The organism is Cytobacillus oceanisediminis 2691 (genome assembly GCF_007678455.1).
GTDB lineage: Bacteria > Bacillota > Bacilli > Bacillales > Cytobacillaceae > Mesobacillus > Mesobacillus oceanisediminis_A.
The window spans coordinates 419,733-435,630 of the sequence record NZ_VEEP01000002.1 but is presented as its reverse complement, the minus strand read 5'-3'; the positions used below and the strand labels follow the sequence as shown (position 1 = coordinate 435,630).

The window sequence follows — 15,898 nt, the reverse complement described above, 5'->3', positions numbered from 1 at the left end:
GGAACAAACTTAAGGCATTCTTGAGTTGTTGTAAAATAAATGTAAAGAATTGAGACCGAATTACGATGTCATCTTTTTCAAGTTTGTGATGACATTTTTGTAGTGTTTTAAAGAATTCATAGTACCGATATAACTCCCATGCTGTTTTTGGTCCGCTGTGAAAAAAAGGATGGCGGAGTTGGGAAAGAACTTCTTCGATCGAAACCTCAAGTCTTTCCAAAAAACAAAATATCCTGCATTCCTTTTTTCAACAAAAGGGTAAGCGTAATGAGTACTTGAGAGGAAGTCGGAAACATGTTGATGGCTTCTGCTAGAGAGCACAAGTTCCGGGAAATTGATTTTTTTCGAAAGTGTATGATCAATTATAAGGCTGTCTAAAGTATGCTTTCCGAAGATAAAGTCAGTGTCGGTTTCAATGATGACATCCCAACTGAACCACCTGGCATGGGGAATGAGTTTTATCCTTTCTGCATTGTTAAAATGCTTCCCCAGGCGGTTGCTGGTCAGGAAGGAAGAAAGCGCTCTGATTGCCAGGTAAAACGAAATGAAGAAATAAATAAGCAGGAAGACTGGTCCTGGATTGAACCAGATTAAAAGGAAAAATCCGATAAAATGGACTAGAAGAATAAATGGGTCAATAAGAGGAATGGCGTCAAAAGCAATCCATTCTATTGAAAACGGAAGTGATACTTGTGTTCCATGCATGTTGAATAGATCGAAAACAACATGCAGGAGGACCGAGAGAAAGATCCAGAAGAATAGACTGAAAAAGTTTACGCCGGGAAAGAAGGGGAGGAGGGCTGAAGAGATGGCAAGGCCCCAAATTGGCAGTGCGGGCAAACAATGTGATGCTCCCCGGTGATTTCGATAATAACATCCTTTCCCCTTTATACGGCTGATTATATCCAAGTCTGGTGAATTAGAACCCAGTACCGTCCCGATAAGAACCGCCTGGGCCATCGATTCGCTTGAAGACACTGCAGTATCCATGTGGGCAAGCGCTCCGAGCCCCAATCCAATGACAATATGCGAAAAAGTATCCATTTCCATCACTCCTTAAAAAGATGGTCTAAGCGAATTTTGAGATATCATTTCCGACAGTGGCATCGCGGTAATGCCAGAGCATTTCTTCAAAAATAACCTCCCAGCTTTGTTCCAGCGCATATAACCTTGCTTCTGCCTGAAACTTTTTTCTGAGATGATCATTTTTTAAAAGGTGGACGATCGCTTCTGTAAAAGCTGATACATTGCCAGGTTCACAAGTGAACCCTGTTTTTCCGGATTTGATGATGTTTTTAACTCCTCCCGAATTGGCAGTGACAGCAGCCGTTCCGCTTGCGAGTGCTTCAAGGACGACCATGCCGAATGTTTCGGTAGGAGAAGGGAACACGAAAACATCAGATATCGAGTAGAGTTCAGCCAGGTCTTTTCCGGTACGGTATCCTGTGAACTTCATGTTAGAAGGAGCCTTTTCCTCAAGTTCCTCCCGCATCGGTCCATCACCGACGATGATCCAGTCTATCTGTTCATTCAGCTCGGCCGGAATGGAGGAGGCAATATTCATCAGGGTGTGGAGGTCTTTTTCAGGAGCGAGCCTGGCGACGAAGCTCAAAGTGAAGCGTTTAGATAAACCGTATTTTTTTCTGGTTGAATCTTGATCATATCCAGGTTGATAAAGGGTGCAATCGACACCGGCAGGGCATAGTACCGTATTTCTGAAGCCGCGCCGTTTGAGCTGCCGGATTGTTTCATGGGAAGGAACAAAAAGTTTTCTAAGTGGCTTATGGAACCATTGCATGTATTTCCATAGTGAAGAAGATAAAAAAGAAAGATTATAGAACTTCAGGTAATGGTCAAAATTTGTGTGATATGAGCCAACTGCCGGGATGTTCAGTTTTTTCGAGAGATAGAGACCGCAAAGTCCCATATTGAAGGGAGTGGCGATGTGAATGATGTCTGGAGCAAAAGCTTCAAGCTCTGCTTTGATGCTGCGCACATTCGGAAAGGCAAAACGGCACTCTGGATAGAGGAAAAGGGAAAAGCTCTTGAATCTTCGGATATGTTCGGAAATATATTCACCCGAGCGTGAATCAGGAGCAAAAACCTTGTACACGATCCCCTGGCTCTCCAGGTAATTGGTAAAGTGGCTCAAGGTAATCGAAACCCCGTTGATATCCGGGGAGAAGGTATCAGTGAAAATGGCAACTCTCATAGATTAAAGCCTCCTGTAGGTTAGAATTCAAATATTTAAAGCTCATTGTCCCGTTGCTTCTATTCTATATGGTGAATATTCAGATTTTTATTTTGCCAATGTAAAAGTTGTTTTAACTTTTTGTAAGGGCAGGAGGTGGAGGCAATAGTTGATTAAGAAACAGCTAGACAGAATTTCTCCTAAAAGTGCTTGCACCTCAAAATTCATTTTAATGGGAAAAAGAGGTAACCCATGAGAGCGAGTAACCCTCCTATACTCCTTGTTTATTGGCGAAAATTGTCGAAATTGTGTCTTGTATTGTGAATTTGTTGTAAAATTCACACACTCATACAGGAAGATAGTCCTTTTCCATGAGAAAATCATATTGTCATTACTATTTAGGGGAAGAGGTATCGGGAATATTGCTAAAGAGAAAAAGTCACATAAACCACATTTTTAATGTTATTGAGGACCTGGAGAACGATATTGTGCTGGATACTTCTTTTAACCAAGATCTCGCTAACCAGCTTTCTATCATCAGCTTGACCAGGAGAGACCTTGCGATTGCTAAGATAATCCAGCCTTTCATTGCAGAGCATCTTGAGACAATTACGGAAAACTATTATACAGAAATTCGCAAAGAAGCAAGCCTGTTGAAAATCATAGATGATAACAGCAGTGTCGAAAGACTGAAGCATACGCTGTCCAGGCATATTCATGAAATGTTTGATGGGAAAATCGATCGTGAATTTGTCCGGGAAAGAAACACGATAGCACATGTTCATGTAAGAATCGGATTGAAAACCAAGTGGTATATGGCTGCATTCCAGAGTCTTTTTACAACTTTTGTTTCAATCCTGAACAATTATATCGCTGATAAAGAAGAACTTTTGGAAGCGATTAATGTTGTTTCGAAAATCCTCAACCTTGAGCAACAGCTGGTGCTGGAGGCATATGAGGAAGAAGTAGAGAGAATTAAACAGGAAGAGCAGCGCAAGAAGCAAATTGGCGAGAGGGTAGCAGCTACTGCCCAGGAATTATCTGCCGTCACTGAAGAAACGAGTGCTTCTGTAACGACTCTTATGGAAAAAACGAGAATGATGGTCGAGCTGGCTGGATTTGGTGTCCAATCAGCAGAGGAAGTGCATAACCGTTCTAGTCAAGGAAAAGAGGGAATTGATCTTCAGCAGGCACAGATGCAAAACATTATGCACCATATGTCCACGATCAACACTGAGATCAAGGATTTAAAAAGTATCTCCCAGGAGATTGATGAAGTGGTTAAACTGGTGAAGGGAATTGCCGAGCAGACCAATCTTCTTGCCTTGAATGCTTCCATTGAGTCAGCACGAGCTGGAGAACATGGGAAAGGCTTTGCGGTCGTTGCCAATGAAGTGAAAAAACTGGCGGAACAAACAAAGGCCTCTGTAGTGAATGTTAGCGACCTTATCCAGAAAACGAATGCACAGATTGAGAATGTGAGCTCTAAGTCATTTGAAGTAAATGAATTAGTGAGAAGCGGATCTGCTAAAATGGATCAAATCACAGACTTCTTCAATAGAATCCTGGAGGAAGTGGACAAAAGCAAAAATCAAAGCCAACTGATTGAAGCAGAACTTGAAACTTTCTCAAAATACTTCGAGGAAATTAACCGGGCTGTAGATCACCTGGCCATCACGACAGACAATCTGACCCACATTACTCAAGATCTCTGATAATAGGCAAATTCCAGGGCAGTTCAGGTGTTCCCTGGTACATAGGGCGCCTTTTCGTACATGTGAGAGCAATGAGGGTATGGATGGGAACCACTCACCGGTTCCCATTACTTCTTGACAGATACCCTGTCCATGAATTATATTGTATGTAATTAATTGAATAGTTCTCCTAAAGGGGAGTAGCTTTTACAGCAGAGTCGTCATTTCGGAGGTTTGATATCTCCCGGCTTTGTTGGCAACTTTGACGTTGTTAGCAAGACCTTTACCGTTTTGGTAAAGGTCTTTTTTGTTGTCATAGGACCTTTGCCGTGTCTGGCGAAGGTCCTTTTTATATTTTACAGACCTGAACCAGACGAACAGGAACTTTCACAATCAAACGATTGAAAGGAGCTGGATCAGATGAAAAAGAAAAAAGTGACTTTTGAGGAATTGCTGAAGGCTAACAGGCGTGAGCTATTGGAGGATGAAAAGCAGATGGAAAAAATCGAAGAGCGGATCGAAGCGAGACGTCTGGATCAAAAAGCTGGAAACGCATCTTATTAATTTTTAAAAGGGGGATAAGCGATTGGAACTGACAATGTTATTTGAGTATGGATGGGTATTGCTGCTGTTAGTCGCTCTGGAAGGTTTGCTGGCAGCTGATAATGCATTAGTATTGGCAATCATGGTCAAGCATCTTCCGGAAGAGGAACGGAAAAAGGCATTATTCTATGGTCTGGCAGGAGCGTTTGTATTCCGCTTTGCATCTTTGTTTATCATCTCTTTCCTTGTCGATGTCTGGCAGGTGCAGGCAATCGGAGCGCTATACCTGTTATTCATCGCGATCAATCATATCGTCAGGAAGCTTTATTTTAAGAAAGTGGAAGACGATCGCGAAGCTGAGGAGAAAAAGAAATCCGGTTTCTGGGCGACTGTTTTTAAGGTCGAGCTGGCAGATATCGCATTTGCGGTTGACTCAATCCTTGCGGCTGTAGCACTGGCCATGACTCTGCCGAACACCAGCCTGCCGGAAATTGGCGGAATGGATGGCGGCAAGTTCCTGGTCGTCTTTGCCGGAGGATTGATCGGCTTGATCATCATGCGTTTCGCTGCAAACCTGTTTGTGAAACTGCTCAAATCAAGGCCAGGCCTCGAAATCGCCGCGTTTGCGATTGTTGGATGGGTAGGAGTCAAACTGACTGTATTGACGCTGGGGCATCCTGAAATCGGAGTCCTTTCCTACGATTTCGCTCATTCAGTTGAGTGGAAGCTGTTCTTCTATACTGTCCTTGTTGGCATTGCAGCAGCTGGCTGGTTCTTGACTAAGGATAAGTCGGAAAAGCAGGTTGTCTAAATATGGCAGGGGATTTTAAAATGTCAATGCAAAGGATATAGATGAGCATCTATTTATTGGTTGAAGGCAGTTTAGCTGAAATGCTCCGAATGCCCTGTTATTTCAATCTTTGTGATACAATCATGAAAAAGATAAATTTGGAGGTCGATCCCTTTTGGGAACCGAGATAGTCGTGTTATTGATCCTGATTGTCCTGAATGCATTTTTTGCGGCATCAGAGATCGCGTTAATATCTTTAAATGATAATAAAATCAAACTGATGGCAGAAAGCGGAGATAAAAAGGCAAAAATGCTGGAAAATCTAACGTCAGAACCAAGCCGATTTTTGGCGACCATCCAGATTGGCATCACGCTGGCAGGTTTCCTGGCGAGTGCTTTCGCAGCCGAAAGCTTTGCGGGAAGAATGGCTGCATTATTGAACGAATGGGGAGTACCGCTTTCTCAAAGCATGCTTGAATTGGTTTCTGTCATTACAATTACGCTGGTGTTGTCGTATTTTACCCTCGTGTTGGGAGAATTGGTTCCAAAGCGGCTTGCGCTTCAAAAAGCAGAACCGATTGCCATGTTTGCTGCTGCACCTTTGACATTCTTATCCAAGGTATCGTCACCCTTCGTAAAGTTACTGACACTCTCCACTAATGGGATTGTCAGGCTGTTTGGGGTCGATCCCAATGCAGAAGAAGAGAATGTGACAGAGGAAGAAATCCGGATGATGGTGGATGTCGGAAGGGAAAAAGGAACGATACAGGATTCAGAAAAAATAATGATCAACAATATTTTTGAATTCGATAATAAGACGGTGTCCGACATCATGACCCACCGGACCAATATTGTCGCGCTTTCAGCTGACACCAGCCTAAAAGAGACGGTCAAGATCGTCAACCTCGAAAAATACACAAGAATGCCTGTTTACGATGGAGACATCGATCATATCATCGGTATCCTTCATACGAAGGATTTGATTCCGTTCATAGAATGTGCGGACCAGGAAGAGTTCGACTTGAGAAGCATGCTCCGTGAACCAAGCTTTGTCCTGGAATCGATGCGGCTTGATCAGTTGTTCAAGGTTATGCAGAAGAGCAATATTCATATGACGATTGCCATTGATGAATATGGCGGGACCGATGGAATAGTGACAATTGAAGACCTGATTGAGGAAATCGTCGGCAATATTTTCGATGAGTATGATGAACCGGAACTTGATATCGCCGAGATCGAACAGATTGATACCAACCAATATTCAATGGATGGTACCCTCAATCTGTATGAGGTGGAGGAAGTTTTAAAGATAGAACTTCCTAGTGAAGACTATGATACATTAAGCGGATTTGTACTCGGCCAGCTTGGATATATTCCGGGACATGATGAACGGCCAGAGGTGGAATATAAGGATATTGTGTTTGCAGTTGCCGAAATGGATGACAGAAGGATTGCACGGGTTAATGTACGTATTAAAGATTCTGCCGGAATATCAGAATAGTAGCGGATCTGCTGCCTGATTTGGCCGGTGTCCAGAGCAAGTAGATATTTGAACAGCAAGCACAGGGGATTTTGTCTCCTGTGCTTTTTCTGTTTACGTTGCTTTAGTAGAATGAAAAAGGATTTCTCTTAATTCAGCCAGGCATTTACAGTTCGCGGAATTCCGGTGTGAATTCGCGGAATTCATGTAGATTTTCGCGGAATTGACAGCTAGTTTCGCGGGATTCGTAACTAAACTCGCGGAATAACCAGGAAAACCACTCCATGTGAAAAGGAGAATGACAGGTTTTTGTTGAATTCTTTCCTAATTAAGGCGGAAGATGGTTCTTTTTTACATGAATGGAGGATTTCCCGTGATTTTTGATGCAACAAACAGGACAATTACGACTAATCGACTTTTGCTAAGGTTATTTCAAGAGTCGGATGCACCCGCTGTCGCCAGGCTTTGCAATAATTATAATCTTTATAAAAGCACGCTGAACCTGCCTTATCCATACTCGATCGAGGATGCTTTGGGGTGGATGGCAACACATCAGGAGCATTTTGATGCCGATCGATTATATGAGTTTGCTGTAACAGACAGGGAAAGCGGCGAGTTATATGGAGCAGTGGCCTTGTCTAATATCCAGAAGTACAGTAATGGTGAAATCGCCTACTGGATCGGAGAAGAATACTGGGGGAAAGGATATGCGACGGAGGCAGCCAGGGCCATGGTCGATTTTGCGTTTGAGGTAAAGGGCTATCACAAGGTGTATGCTCGCTATTTTCAGTCGAACCCGGCTTCCGGAAAAGTCATGCAAAAGTTGGGCATGAAGCAAGAGGGGATTTTACTTCAACAGGTGAAGAAAGAGGATCAATTTGAAGACCTTGTCTGTTACGGAATCATCAAATGAATTTTTTGAAGGGAGTGAGACGGGGATGAAAGAAAATTTGCAAGGCTTTGTGATCATTGGTGCTTTATGCATTTTGGCAGGAGGAATTTTGACTTTTAATAGCGTTTCATTTGGCATATCGATGGCTGACTCCTGGCTGGCAGACCGTGGCGGGGCCGATACAGGGTTTTATCAAATCATTGTAAAAAGTTATATTGATTCTTTTTTGGTCGGCGGAGGGGTCATGCTCGGATTTGGGCTAGTGTTGACGGCTTTAACAACGTACAAACTGATGAAAGGTAAGGAGAGCTGAGGCATGGATTATCCTGTGTTTCTTTTTTGTGGCATCAGCCCCTGTGATTTACGGCCTTGCCCTTTAGTATGGTAAAATGTCTTGCAAAGAGTTTTAAAGGAGGTACAGAGAAATGAAAAAGCTGCCTATTAATGAAAATGGATTGAATGCTTCGCAGCTTGTTTTTGGCTGCATGGGTCTTGGCGGAGGCTGGGATCGCAGTCCGATCGAGCCAGAGCATGTGAAACAAGCACATGAAGCAGTGGAAGCTGCGTTAGAATCAGGAATCAATATGTTTGACCATGCAGATATTTATACGCTGGGTAAAGCAGAGAAGGTTTTTGGACAGGTTTTAAAAGAAAAGCCCGGTCTTCGCGAGGAAATCATCATCCAGTCGAAATGCGGCATTCGTTTTGGTGACCAGGAATCTGGTCTGCCAGGCAGGTATGATTTTTCAAAATCCTACATACTCGACAGTGTGGATGGCATCCTTTCAAGGCTTGGCATCGAATACCTGGACATCCTGTTGCTGCACCGTCCCGATGCATTGATGGAACCGGCCGAGGTGGGGGAAGCCTTTCATCAGCTAAAAGCCTCAGGCAAGGTGAGATCATTCGGTGTTTCCAATATGAGCGCTGGCCAAATCCGATTGCTGCAGCGGCATACCGATGAAAAAATCATCGTCAACCAGCTGGAAATGAGCCTGCATAAAATAGGCTGGGTTGATACCGGCGTCCATGTGAACCAAGAAGCTGCAAGCCAGAACACCTTCCCAGACGGGACCCTCGAGTTCCTGCAAATGGAGGGAATCCAGATTCAATCCTGGGGTTCACTAGCAAAAGGGCTTTATACTGGAAAGAATATCAATAATGAATGTGAAAGTGTCAAGCAGACCGCAGCGATGGTGCAAAGGCTGGCCGAAGAGAAGCAAACGACACCAGAAGCGATCGTGCTCGCCTGGCTGATGAGACACCCTGCCGCCATCCAGCCTGTCATCGGCACCGTGAATCCAGAGCGGATCAAAGCATGCGGAGACGCAGTCAACATCAACCTCAGCCGCGATGAATGGTATTCATTGTATGTGAGCTCACGCGGCGTGAAATTGCCATAATCAAAAGACTAACAGGGACGGGCATTATGCTGTCCCTGTTTTTGTTGGGGAAAGATACCCTTATGAGAGAGAAAATGGCGACATAAGGGTACCTTTAGTCAAGAGAGACACCCTTATGAGAGGGGGAAATTCAACATAAGGGTACCTTTAGTCAAGAGAGACACCCTTATAAGAGAGAAAAGTACAGCATAAGGGTATCTTTAGTCAAGAAAGACACCCTTATGAAAGAGAGAAAAGCAGCATAAGGGTATCTTTAGCCAAGAAAGACACCCTTATGAAAGAGAGAAAAGCAGCATAAGGGTACCTTTAGCCAAGAAAGACACCCTAATGGGAAAGAAAAGAGCAGCATAAGGGTACCTTTAGCCAAGAAAGACACCCTTATGAGGGAGAGAAGAGCGCATAAGGGTACCTTTAGGCAAAAAAGAGCACAGGGAAGTATAACTGTGCTCCGTTTATGTCCTAAAAACGGAAGAGGTTCTGACTGACAAGTGATTCCTTAGTCACGATGCATCATAATATGCTTTATTGATAACTATTACTTATCATCAACCATCGAAAACATCGAATATTCTTATTACGAAAACAGAAATATAATAAAGTCAGGAGGTGTAAAATTATGGATTATATCATTCTCTTTTTTATTGGCATTTTAGCGACTACGATTGGAACTTTGGCGGGTGGAGGAGGCCTGATCAGTTTGCCATCTATGCTTGTTTTGGGAATCCCGGTGCATTCGGCGATTGCTGCGAATAAGGTTTCGAATACGATCAGCTCCTTCTCAAGCTTCTTCCATCTATACAGGGAAAAGAAAATCACTTTCAAGGAGTCCTTCTGGCTCATTCCAGTCAGCCTTGGCGGCGGTGTCACCGGCGGATTCATTGCATCGAAAATCTCCAGTGAAGATATGTATGTCGTGGCAATTGGCTTGCTGATTTTTGCCTTCTTTGCCTCTTTTTTGGGAAAAGGGGACATGTCAGGGGATCAGCCACTGAAGCCTTCAGGAAAAAGCATCCCGGGGTTATATGCGATTGGGATTTATGATGGGCTTTTTGGACCGGGACAGGGAACGCTGATGCTGTATTTGTTTGGCTATTTGAACATCGCCTATATCCGGGCAGTCGGATATGTCCGGCTTGCTACGTTTTCAAGCTGCCTAGGTGCAGCCATTACCTATATTTCAACAGGAGCGGTGATCTGGCCAGTGACCATCGCCTTGATGCTAGGTTCAGTGTCAGGAGCGCAGATTGGTGTCAGGATTGCCAGCAAGCTCAACCCCCGCTATGTAAAACCAATACTGCGGGTGATGACAGTGGCGCTGGTCGTTCAAATCTTTTTGGAAAAAGTGGTGTGAGAACTCTGGATTTCTGGTAAAATTTAACTGAATATTTATAGCCTGCCTGGAGGAATTGATATGATAAAAGCACAGCTGGGGTGGGTCATTTTGGTTTTTTCCTTTATGGCGATCACCATTATTGACCAGACAATATATAAAGGCGTCTGGCCGTCCACTTCTCTCTATTTTAGAAAAGACACGAAGCAAAAAAGAAGGCTGCCATACTGGTTATTTATTCTGCTATTCTTTTCAATCCTTTATTTTTCACTCCCGAAATTCACCTACCAACAGGCAAAGGAAATCGTCCTGAAGAAATATGAAATTATAGATGAAAAGATACCGATCGTCCCCGTTAAAGGAACCGGATATCATCCATTCGCCCTCACACATTTTTATTCTTTCAAGGTTAAATCTAAGGATACGGACTTAAGAGTCAGGGTAAACCCGGACAATGGGAAAGTCACTATTTTGAATTAGAGAGTTGTGGCTAAGCATTACCTGCAACCTTTTCTGTTTAAATCAGCTCCCAGACTTTTAGAGATGTGAATGACAAAAGCATCCTCCTTCTGCATCTATGTTAAGATATAAATATGGTATTTTAAACCATTTATGGATGAGGGGGAAAGTCATGTCTTCTGAAATATTATCGATTACCGGTTTGACTAAATCATATGGAAGCAAAGAAGTGCTTAAAGGCATAGATTTGAAGGTTGATAGAGGGGAAATCATTGGATACATTGGGCCGAATGGTGCTGGAAAAAGTACGACGGTGAAGCTGATGCTTGGGCTTGAGGAAGGGTATTCGGGCAAAATCGAGATTTTTGGGGAGGATATCGCCGGGCAGGGTGCTGGCTACAAACGGAGAATCGGCTATATTCCTGAGACCTCAGAAATGTATGATTCGCTTACGGCCCAGGAATATTTGACGTTTGTTGCCGAGCTGTATGGGATAGATTATGAAGATGCGGACCGGAAAGCGGAGCAGCTGTTTGATGTGTTCGGACTGGGTGATGTCTACCATTCGAGGATCTCTTCTTTTTCGAAAGGGATGCGGCAGAAGACGCTGATTGTATCGAGTTTTTTACATAATCCTGACTTGCTGTTCCTGGATGAGCCTTTGACAGGGCTGGATGCGAACAGTGTGATGGTGTTCAAGGAGATTCTTGCCCGGTTTGCTGCTGAAGGAAAGACGATTTTCTACTCCTCCCATATCATGGATGTCGTCGAGAAGATCAGCAACCGGATTGTCCTGCTCCACGGGGGGCATATCGTCGCGAATGGCAGTTTTGAAGAGTTGAAGACTCAGAGCAAAGAGGGATCGCTTGAGAATATCTTCAACCAGATGACCGGGTTCCATGAGCATGAGGAGCGCGCCTCTGAATTTGTATCCATTGTCAGGGAGGGGTGACGATGGAGAACTTTTTCATTTTAAGGATGCTGGATTTGTTCAGGCCTTTCTTTTTAAAAATGGACGTTGACTACAAGACGATGCGGCGGATTCTCCAGGTCAAGCTGACGATGGACCAGCGCAGGAAGCCGACGGTGTTTAACCAGTCCAGGAAGAAGAAGGATAGGCCAGAGAAGAACGAATTCTTCAAATCGCTGTGGATTTATGGCTTGTTTGGGCTGATGCTGATCCCGTTTTTATTTTTACAAGATAATTATCTGTTTCAAGCGTCCATCTTGTTCAGCATTTTCATGTTCATTATCATGACAACGCTGATTTCCGATTTTTCCTCGGTCCTGCTGGATCTGCGCGATAAAAGCGTACTCGGTACGAAACCGCTGAATTCGAAGACGGTGAGCATGGCAAAATTGCTGCATGTGACGATTTACATGCTGTATATAACCATGGCAACCGCGCTGATCCCATTGGTTGTCAGCCTGTTCGTCAAGGGACCGATGTTCAGCTTGCTGCTGGTCGTTTCATTTGTGCTGGCGGACATCTTCATCATTGCGTTTACGGCTTTGCTGTACTTGTTCATTTTGCAATATTTTGACGGGGAAAAGCTTAAGGATATCATCAATTACGTCCAAATTGCCCTGTCGGTTGGCGTCATGATTGGCTATCAGGTTGTGGCGCGTTCATTTGAACTGGTGAACCTCGATTATCAGCTTAATTTTGCCTGGTGGCAGCTGCTGCTTCCGCCGATGTGGTTCGGCGGCCTATTCGAAGTATTGCTTGGGGCCAGTAGGAGTGTCGGGAACGTTGTGCTGATGATTTTTGCAGTGCTTGGCCCCGTTGTGTCCATCTCTGTGTATGTGAAAATGATTCCGGACTTCGAACGCAATTTGCAAAAACTTACGGCCCAGACTGGAAAGAAAAAGGCAGACAGCAAATGGAAGCTGTTCCGTTCCATGCCGATGCTGGTCTCCAAAGAGGAACTGCCATTTTTCCGGTTCGCCAGAATCATGATGAAAAATGAGCGCGATTTCAAGCTGAAGGTCTATCCTTCGCTCGGGTTTGCAGTGGTGATTCCGTTCGTGTTCATGTTCAACAGCTATTCGATGATGACTTTCGAGGAATTCAGGGAGAGCGGCTATTATTTGACCATCTATTCCGTCATGCTTGTCATCCCGACTTCCGTCATGATGCTCGCGCATTCTGGCTCCTATAAAGGAGGCTGGATCTATCAGGTCGCTCCTGTGGAAAATCCTGCGAATGTTAATAAAGCAGCATTAAAAGCATTTTTGTTCCAGCTGTTCCTGCCCTTGTTCCTGTTCGTGTCGGTCATATTCAGTTTCCTGTTCGGGCTGAGGATTGCAGACGACCTATTTGCGGTACTATTGGCTGCCTTGATCTATACAGTGCTATGCTTTTTCACAAGCGAAAAGGAACTAGCCTTTTCCCAGCCGTTTGACGCCGTAAAACAGAGCGGAGATATTGGGATATTTCTCCTGTTCCTCATCATCCCGGTCTTTGCAGGACTGCACTATTTTGCAATGAAGCTGGCTTTTGGGGTATTAGGGTATGCGGTTTTGCTGCTGATTGCCAATTTGGTGTTGTGGAAGAGATTGAGGTAATGCTTGTTTAAGCAAGGGAAAATTCCCGAGGGTGGGGTAACAATGGAGTATTTCATTAAATTGAATGCTGTTAGTTTGCTTTATGCTCTAATGGTATTTATTCCAATTGAACTACTGGTGAATGTATACAGGATCAGCAGGATGACGGATTGGGAAATCGGTACGGTCAATATTTTGACTGGTGTAACATTCATAGTTGAAATTATAGCTGGCACATTGCTGATTTCTCATTTAACGAAAAAATGGCTGAGCGGAAGAAAAGCAAAACTTTGGACCGTTCTCCTTTGGGTACTGTATTTTGCTCTTTTTATTTATCTATTCGCCTTTTTATTTCCGATAACTTATGGCGGAGATGCCCCCAACCCCGTTACTGGTCTTATGGTGATAACAGGCTTGACCGCTTACCCGTTCTATATATTGATTCTGAATGTGTATGATTACTGATAGTTCAAACTGGCAATAAAGCACAGGGACGTATCCTGTGCTTTATTTTTATACATATAGAGCACCTGATATACTGTGCGCAAACTTGAGATGCTGGAACCGTCCCTATGTCGCATGCTACACCCATATTTTCTACTCCTGTGCTCAAAAAATCATCCCGCGCATATATTTATAGTTAACCGACTTTTAAAATACAGCGAGGTGATGACATCATGTTTTCCGTTACGGGGATGCAGGGGTTTGAGTTGTTTTCTGCTGAGCATCTGGTTACTCTGGGACTGTTCTTTGCTGTCTGTCTTGGACTGGTGCTGTTCAGAAGGCAGATCAGGCCGCATAAAAATGTTTTGAAATGGACCATTTTCTGGACGCTGGTGGCATGCCAGTTAACACATCAATCCTGGCTGATCCTGACTGGCCAGTGGGAAATCAGTGATCTTCCTCTGCAACTGTGTTCGATGAGTTCCTTCTTGGCGATGTATATCTTTTTGAGGAAGAATGTAAAAGCATTTTATGTGCTCTATTTTATCGGCTCCCTGCCAGCGATTCTGGCGATGGTGACGCCTGAAATGGTTTATACATTTCCTCATATTGATTTTATCGAGTATTTCCTCAATCACTCGGCCATCCCGATTGCCGTATTGTATTTCATCGTATATGAAGGCTACAGAGTCCCCCGCAAAGCCATTCTATTCTCTTATCTTGTTGTGAATATCGTTGCCGTTCCCATCTTCACTTTCAACTTCCTGTTTGACACGAATTTCTTCTACCTGGCGAGTCCAACTGAATCGAAAACGATCCTTTCCTTTTTCGGAAGCGGTATTATGTACTACCTGAATCTAGAAGTGGCCGCGCTGATTGTGTTCAGCTTCTCGTATATCCCGATGTGGCAGCTGATCAAAAGGGAGAATCGCAAGCAATTGGTTGGCATGTTCCATAAGTAGAGTCAGCAGCAGTGGAGAATGCAGTTCTCGTTAACATCTGAAAAAGTTAAAGAATTGTGCCAAGTGAGACGGATCATACAAGATCTGTCTTTTTTTATGAAGACAATGTTCAAGTTATCCTTCTTAATAAAAGTTTTTAGAATGGAAGGGAAACAGCACTTTTTTATAGAAAATTACTGACATAAGTGAGCACAAATGGACCGGATTGCTGAATGGAAACTTGATAGGATGTTTTTAAGGGAGTGAGTTGTATGGCGTGGATTGAAGCTTTGCAAAGGGCGATTGACTATATGGAGGAGCATCTGCTCGAGGAAATAACGGTGGAGGAGATTGCCAGACAGGCCAATTCATCTCCATTCCATTTTCAGCGTACGTTTGCCCTTTTGACAGATATATCTGTCGGTGAGTACTTGCGGCGCAGACGACTGACGCTGGCAGCAGGTGAACTGTGCAGCAGCGATGCCAGGATTATTGACCTTGCGCTGAAATATGGCTATGACACTCCCGAAGCATTTACGAAGGCTTTTCGCAGGCAGCATGGCATTTCGCCAAGTGAAGCGAGAAAGTACACTGGGAAGCTGAAATCATATAGCCGCCTGGGAATCCAGGTGAGTCTGAAGGGAGCGGAACCGATGCAGTACAGAGTGGTGGAACAGGAAGGTTTTGAAGTGATTGGAATTAAAGAGGAATATTCTTATGCGAATGGTGAAAATCTAGCCGGTATTCCTAAACTGTGGGACAGGGTAAACCAGGATGGAACATGCGATTTCTTGTTAAGTAAAAACAATGGGCATGTAAAAGGTCTTCTTGGTGTCTGTGCAGACCAAAGCAAAATACAGGAAAAGCAGATGGATTATTGGGTCGCTGCGGCATATGATGGAGAAACACCTGATGGCTATTTGAAAATGGAGATTCCTGCTTCCAAGTGGGCGATCTTCGAAGTCCACGGTCCAATGCCGGACGCCATGCAAAATGTATGGAAGCAAATCTTTACAGAATGGTTTCCATCCAGTGGCTACCAGCATGCCGGCACCCCGGAGCTGGAGGTTTATACAGCAGGGAATTCAGCTGCTCCAGATTACTATTCAGAGGTCTGGATACCGGTAAAATAGCTTTTTTTGCTTATTAATCAATCGTTTGATTAAATGAAAAGAAACCGATAA

16 protein-coding genes are annotated in these 15,898 nt (G+C 43.9%); 14 read left to right on the top strand and 2 right to left on the bottom strand.

The window, feature by feature from the left end:
* Positions 1-60 precede the first annotated feature (60 nt).
* A complete protein-coding gene (locus FS736_RS05590; RefSeq protein ID WP_186326675.1) occupies positions 61-1,044 on the bottom strand; it encodes a metal-dependent hydrolase in 984 nt (327 codons plus the stop codon).
* Between the two features lie 25 nt (positions 1,045-1,069).
* Positions 1,070-2,212 carry a glycosyltransferase family 4 protein gene (locus FS736_RS05585; RefSeq protein WP_144475366.1) on the bottom strand — a complete coding sequence of 381 codons (1,143 nt, stop codon included), beginning with the start codon at positions 2,210-2,212 and terminating at the stop codon, positions 1,070-1,072.
* Between the two features lie 467 nt (positions 2,213-2,679).
* Here FS736_RS05585 and FS736_RS05580 point away from each other — a divergent pair, with 467 nt between their 5' ends.
* The 14 genes from FS736_RS05580 to FS736_RS05515 all read left to right on the top strand — a co-directional run bounded on the left by FS736_RS05580 (position 2,680) and on the right by FS736_RS05515 (position 15,847).
* Positions 2,680-3,906, top strand: a complete 1,227-nt coding sequence (locus tag FS736_RS05580; RefSeq protein WP_186326674.1) for a globin-coupled sensor protein — start codon at positions 2,680-2,682, stop codon at positions 3,904-3,906.
* Between the two features lie 399 nt (positions 3,907-4,305).
* Positions 4,306-4,449 carry an FbpB family small basic protein gene (locus FS736_RS05575; protein ID WP_144475364.1) on the top strand — a complete coding sequence of 48 codons (144 nt, stop codon included), beginning with the start codon at positions 4,306-4,308 and terminating at the stop codon, positions 4,447-4,449.
* A gap of 34 nt (positions 4,450-4,483) precedes the next feature.
* On the top strand, positions 4,484-5,239 hold the full coding sequence (locus FS736_RS05570; protein WP_395883504.1) for a TerC family protein: 756 nt from the start codon (positions 4,484-4,486) through the stop codon (positions 5,237-5,239).
* 154 nt (positions 5,240-5,393) lie between these two features.
* Positions 5,394-6,719, top strand: coding sequence for a hemolysin family protein (locus FS736_RS05565; RefSeq protein WP_144475362.1), 1,326 nt, complete (start codon positions 5,394-5,396; stop codon positions 6,717-6,719).
* A gap of 352 nt (positions 6,720-7,071) precedes the next feature.
* Complete coding sequence (locus FS736_RS05560) at positions 7,072-7,611, top strand: GNAT family N-acetyltransferase (protein ID WP_260983530.1); 540 nt, start codon at positions 7,072-7,074, stop codon at positions 7,609-7,611.
* 25 nt (positions 7,612-7,636) lie between these two features.
* Positions 7,637-7,903 (top strand): hypothetical protein, encoded by a 267-nt coding sequence (locus tag FS736_RS05555; RefSeq protein WP_144475360.1) that lies wholly within the window; start codon positions 7,637-7,639, stop codon positions 7,901-7,903.
* A gap of 112 nt (positions 7,904-8,015) precedes the next feature.
* Positions 8,016-8,993 (top strand): aldo/keto reductase, encoded by a 978-nt coding sequence (locus FS736_RS05550; RefSeq protein WP_144475359.1) that lies wholly within the window; start codon positions 8,016-8,018, stop codon positions 8,991-8,993.
* Positions 8,994-9,609: 616 nt separating this feature from the next.
* Positions 9,610-10,344, top strand: a complete 735-nt coding sequence (locus FS736_RS05545) for a sulfite exporter TauE/SafE family protein (protein ID WP_144475358.1) — start codon at positions 9,610-9,612, stop codon at positions 10,342-10,344.
* A gap of 60 nt (positions 10,345-10,404) precedes the next feature.
* Complete coding sequence (locus tag FS736_RS05540; RefSeq protein ID WP_144475357.1) at positions 10,405-10,803, top strand: PepSY domain-containing protein; 399 nt, start codon at positions 10,405-10,407, stop codon at positions 10,801-10,803.
* A 151-nt stretch (positions 10,804-10,954) separates the two neighbouring features.
* Positions 10,955-11,734: an ABC transporter ATP-binding protein gene (locus FS736_RS05535; protein WP_144475356.1), complete on the top strand. Its 780-nt coding sequence runs from the start codon at positions 10,955-10,957 to the stop codon at positions 11,732-11,734.
* A 2-nt stretch (positions 11,735-11,736) separates the two neighbouring features.
* On the top strand, positions 11,737-13,350 hold the full coding sequence (locus tag FS736_RS05530; protein ID WP_144475355.1) for a hypothetical protein: 1,614 nt from the start codon (positions 11,737-11,739) through the stop codon (positions 13,348-13,350).
* Between the two features lie 42 nt (positions 13,351-13,392).
* The gene (locus tag FS736_RS05525; protein WP_144475354.1) at positions 13,393-13,794 is read left to right on the top strand and encodes a hypothetical protein; all 402 of its coding nucleotides are present in this window, start codon (positions 13,393-13,395) and stop codon (positions 13,792-13,794) included.
* Between the two features lie 212 nt (positions 13,795-14,006).
* Positions 14,007-14,735, top strand: a complete 729-nt coding sequence (locus FS736_RS05520; protein ID WP_144475353.1) for a YwaF family protein — start codon at positions 14,007-14,009, stop codon at positions 14,733-14,735.
* 251 nt (positions 14,736-14,986) lie between these two features.
* Positions 14,987-15,847, top strand: coding sequence for an AraC family transcriptional regulator (locus FS736_RS05515; protein ID WP_144475352.1), 861 nt, complete (start codon positions 14,987-14,989; stop codon positions 15,845-15,847).
* Positions 15,848-15,898 lie beyond the last annotated feature (51 nt).

Bases quoted from the DNA above. Each gene is read 5' to 3' on its own strand.
- FS736_RS05590 (WP_186326675.1), bottom strand. From the start codon at position 1,044: ATGGATACTTTTTCGCATATTGTCATTGGATTGGGGCTCGGAGCGCTT.
- FS736_RS05585 (WP_144475366.1), bottom strand. From the start codon at position 2,212: ATGAGAGTTGCCATTTTCACTGATACCTTCTCCCCGGATATCAACGGG.
- FS736_RS05575 (WP_144475364.1), top strand. From the start codon at position 4,306: ATGAAAAAGAAAAAAGTGACTTTTGAGGAATTGCTGAAGGCTAACAGG.
- FS736_RS05570 (WP_395883504.1), top strand. From the start codon at position 4,484: ATGTTATTTGAGTATGGATGGGTATTGCTGCTGTTAGTCGCTCTGGAA.
- FS736_RS05555 (WP_144475360.1), top strand. From the start codon at position 7,637: ATGAAAGAAAATTTGCAAGGCTTTGTGATCATTGGTGCTTTATGCATT.
- FS736_RS05550 (WP_144475359.1), top strand. From the start codon at position 8,016: ATGAAAAAGCTGCCTATTAATGAAAATGGATTGAATGCTTCGCAGCTT.
- FS736_RS05545 (WP_144475358.1), top strand. From the start codon at position 9,610: ATGGATTATATCATTCTCTTTTTTATTGGCATTTTAGCGACTACGATT.
- FS736_RS05540 (WP_144475357.1), top strand. From the start codon at position 10,405: ATGATAAAAGCACAGCTGGGGTGGGTCATTTTGGTTTTTTCCTTTATG.
- FS736_RS05535 (WP_144475356.1), top strand. From the start codon at position 10,955: ATGTCTTCTGAAATATTATCGATTACCGGTTTGACTAAATCATATGGA.
- FS736_RS05530 (WP_144475355.1), top strand. From the start codon at position 11,737: ATGGAGAACTTTTTCATTTTAAGGATGCTGGATTTGTTCAGGCCTTTC.
- FS736_RS05525 (WP_144475354.1), top strand. From the start codon at position 13,393: ATGGAGTATTTCATTAAATTGAATGCTGTTAGTTTGCTTTATGCTCTA.
- FS736_RS05520 (WP_144475353.1), top strand. From the start codon at position 14,007: ATGTTTTCCGTTACGGGGATGCAGGGGTTTGAGTTGTTTTCTGCTGAG.
- FS736_RS05515 (WP_144475352.1), top strand. From the start codon at position 14,987: ATGGCGTGGATTGAAGCTTTGCAAAGGGCGATTGACTATATGGAGGAG.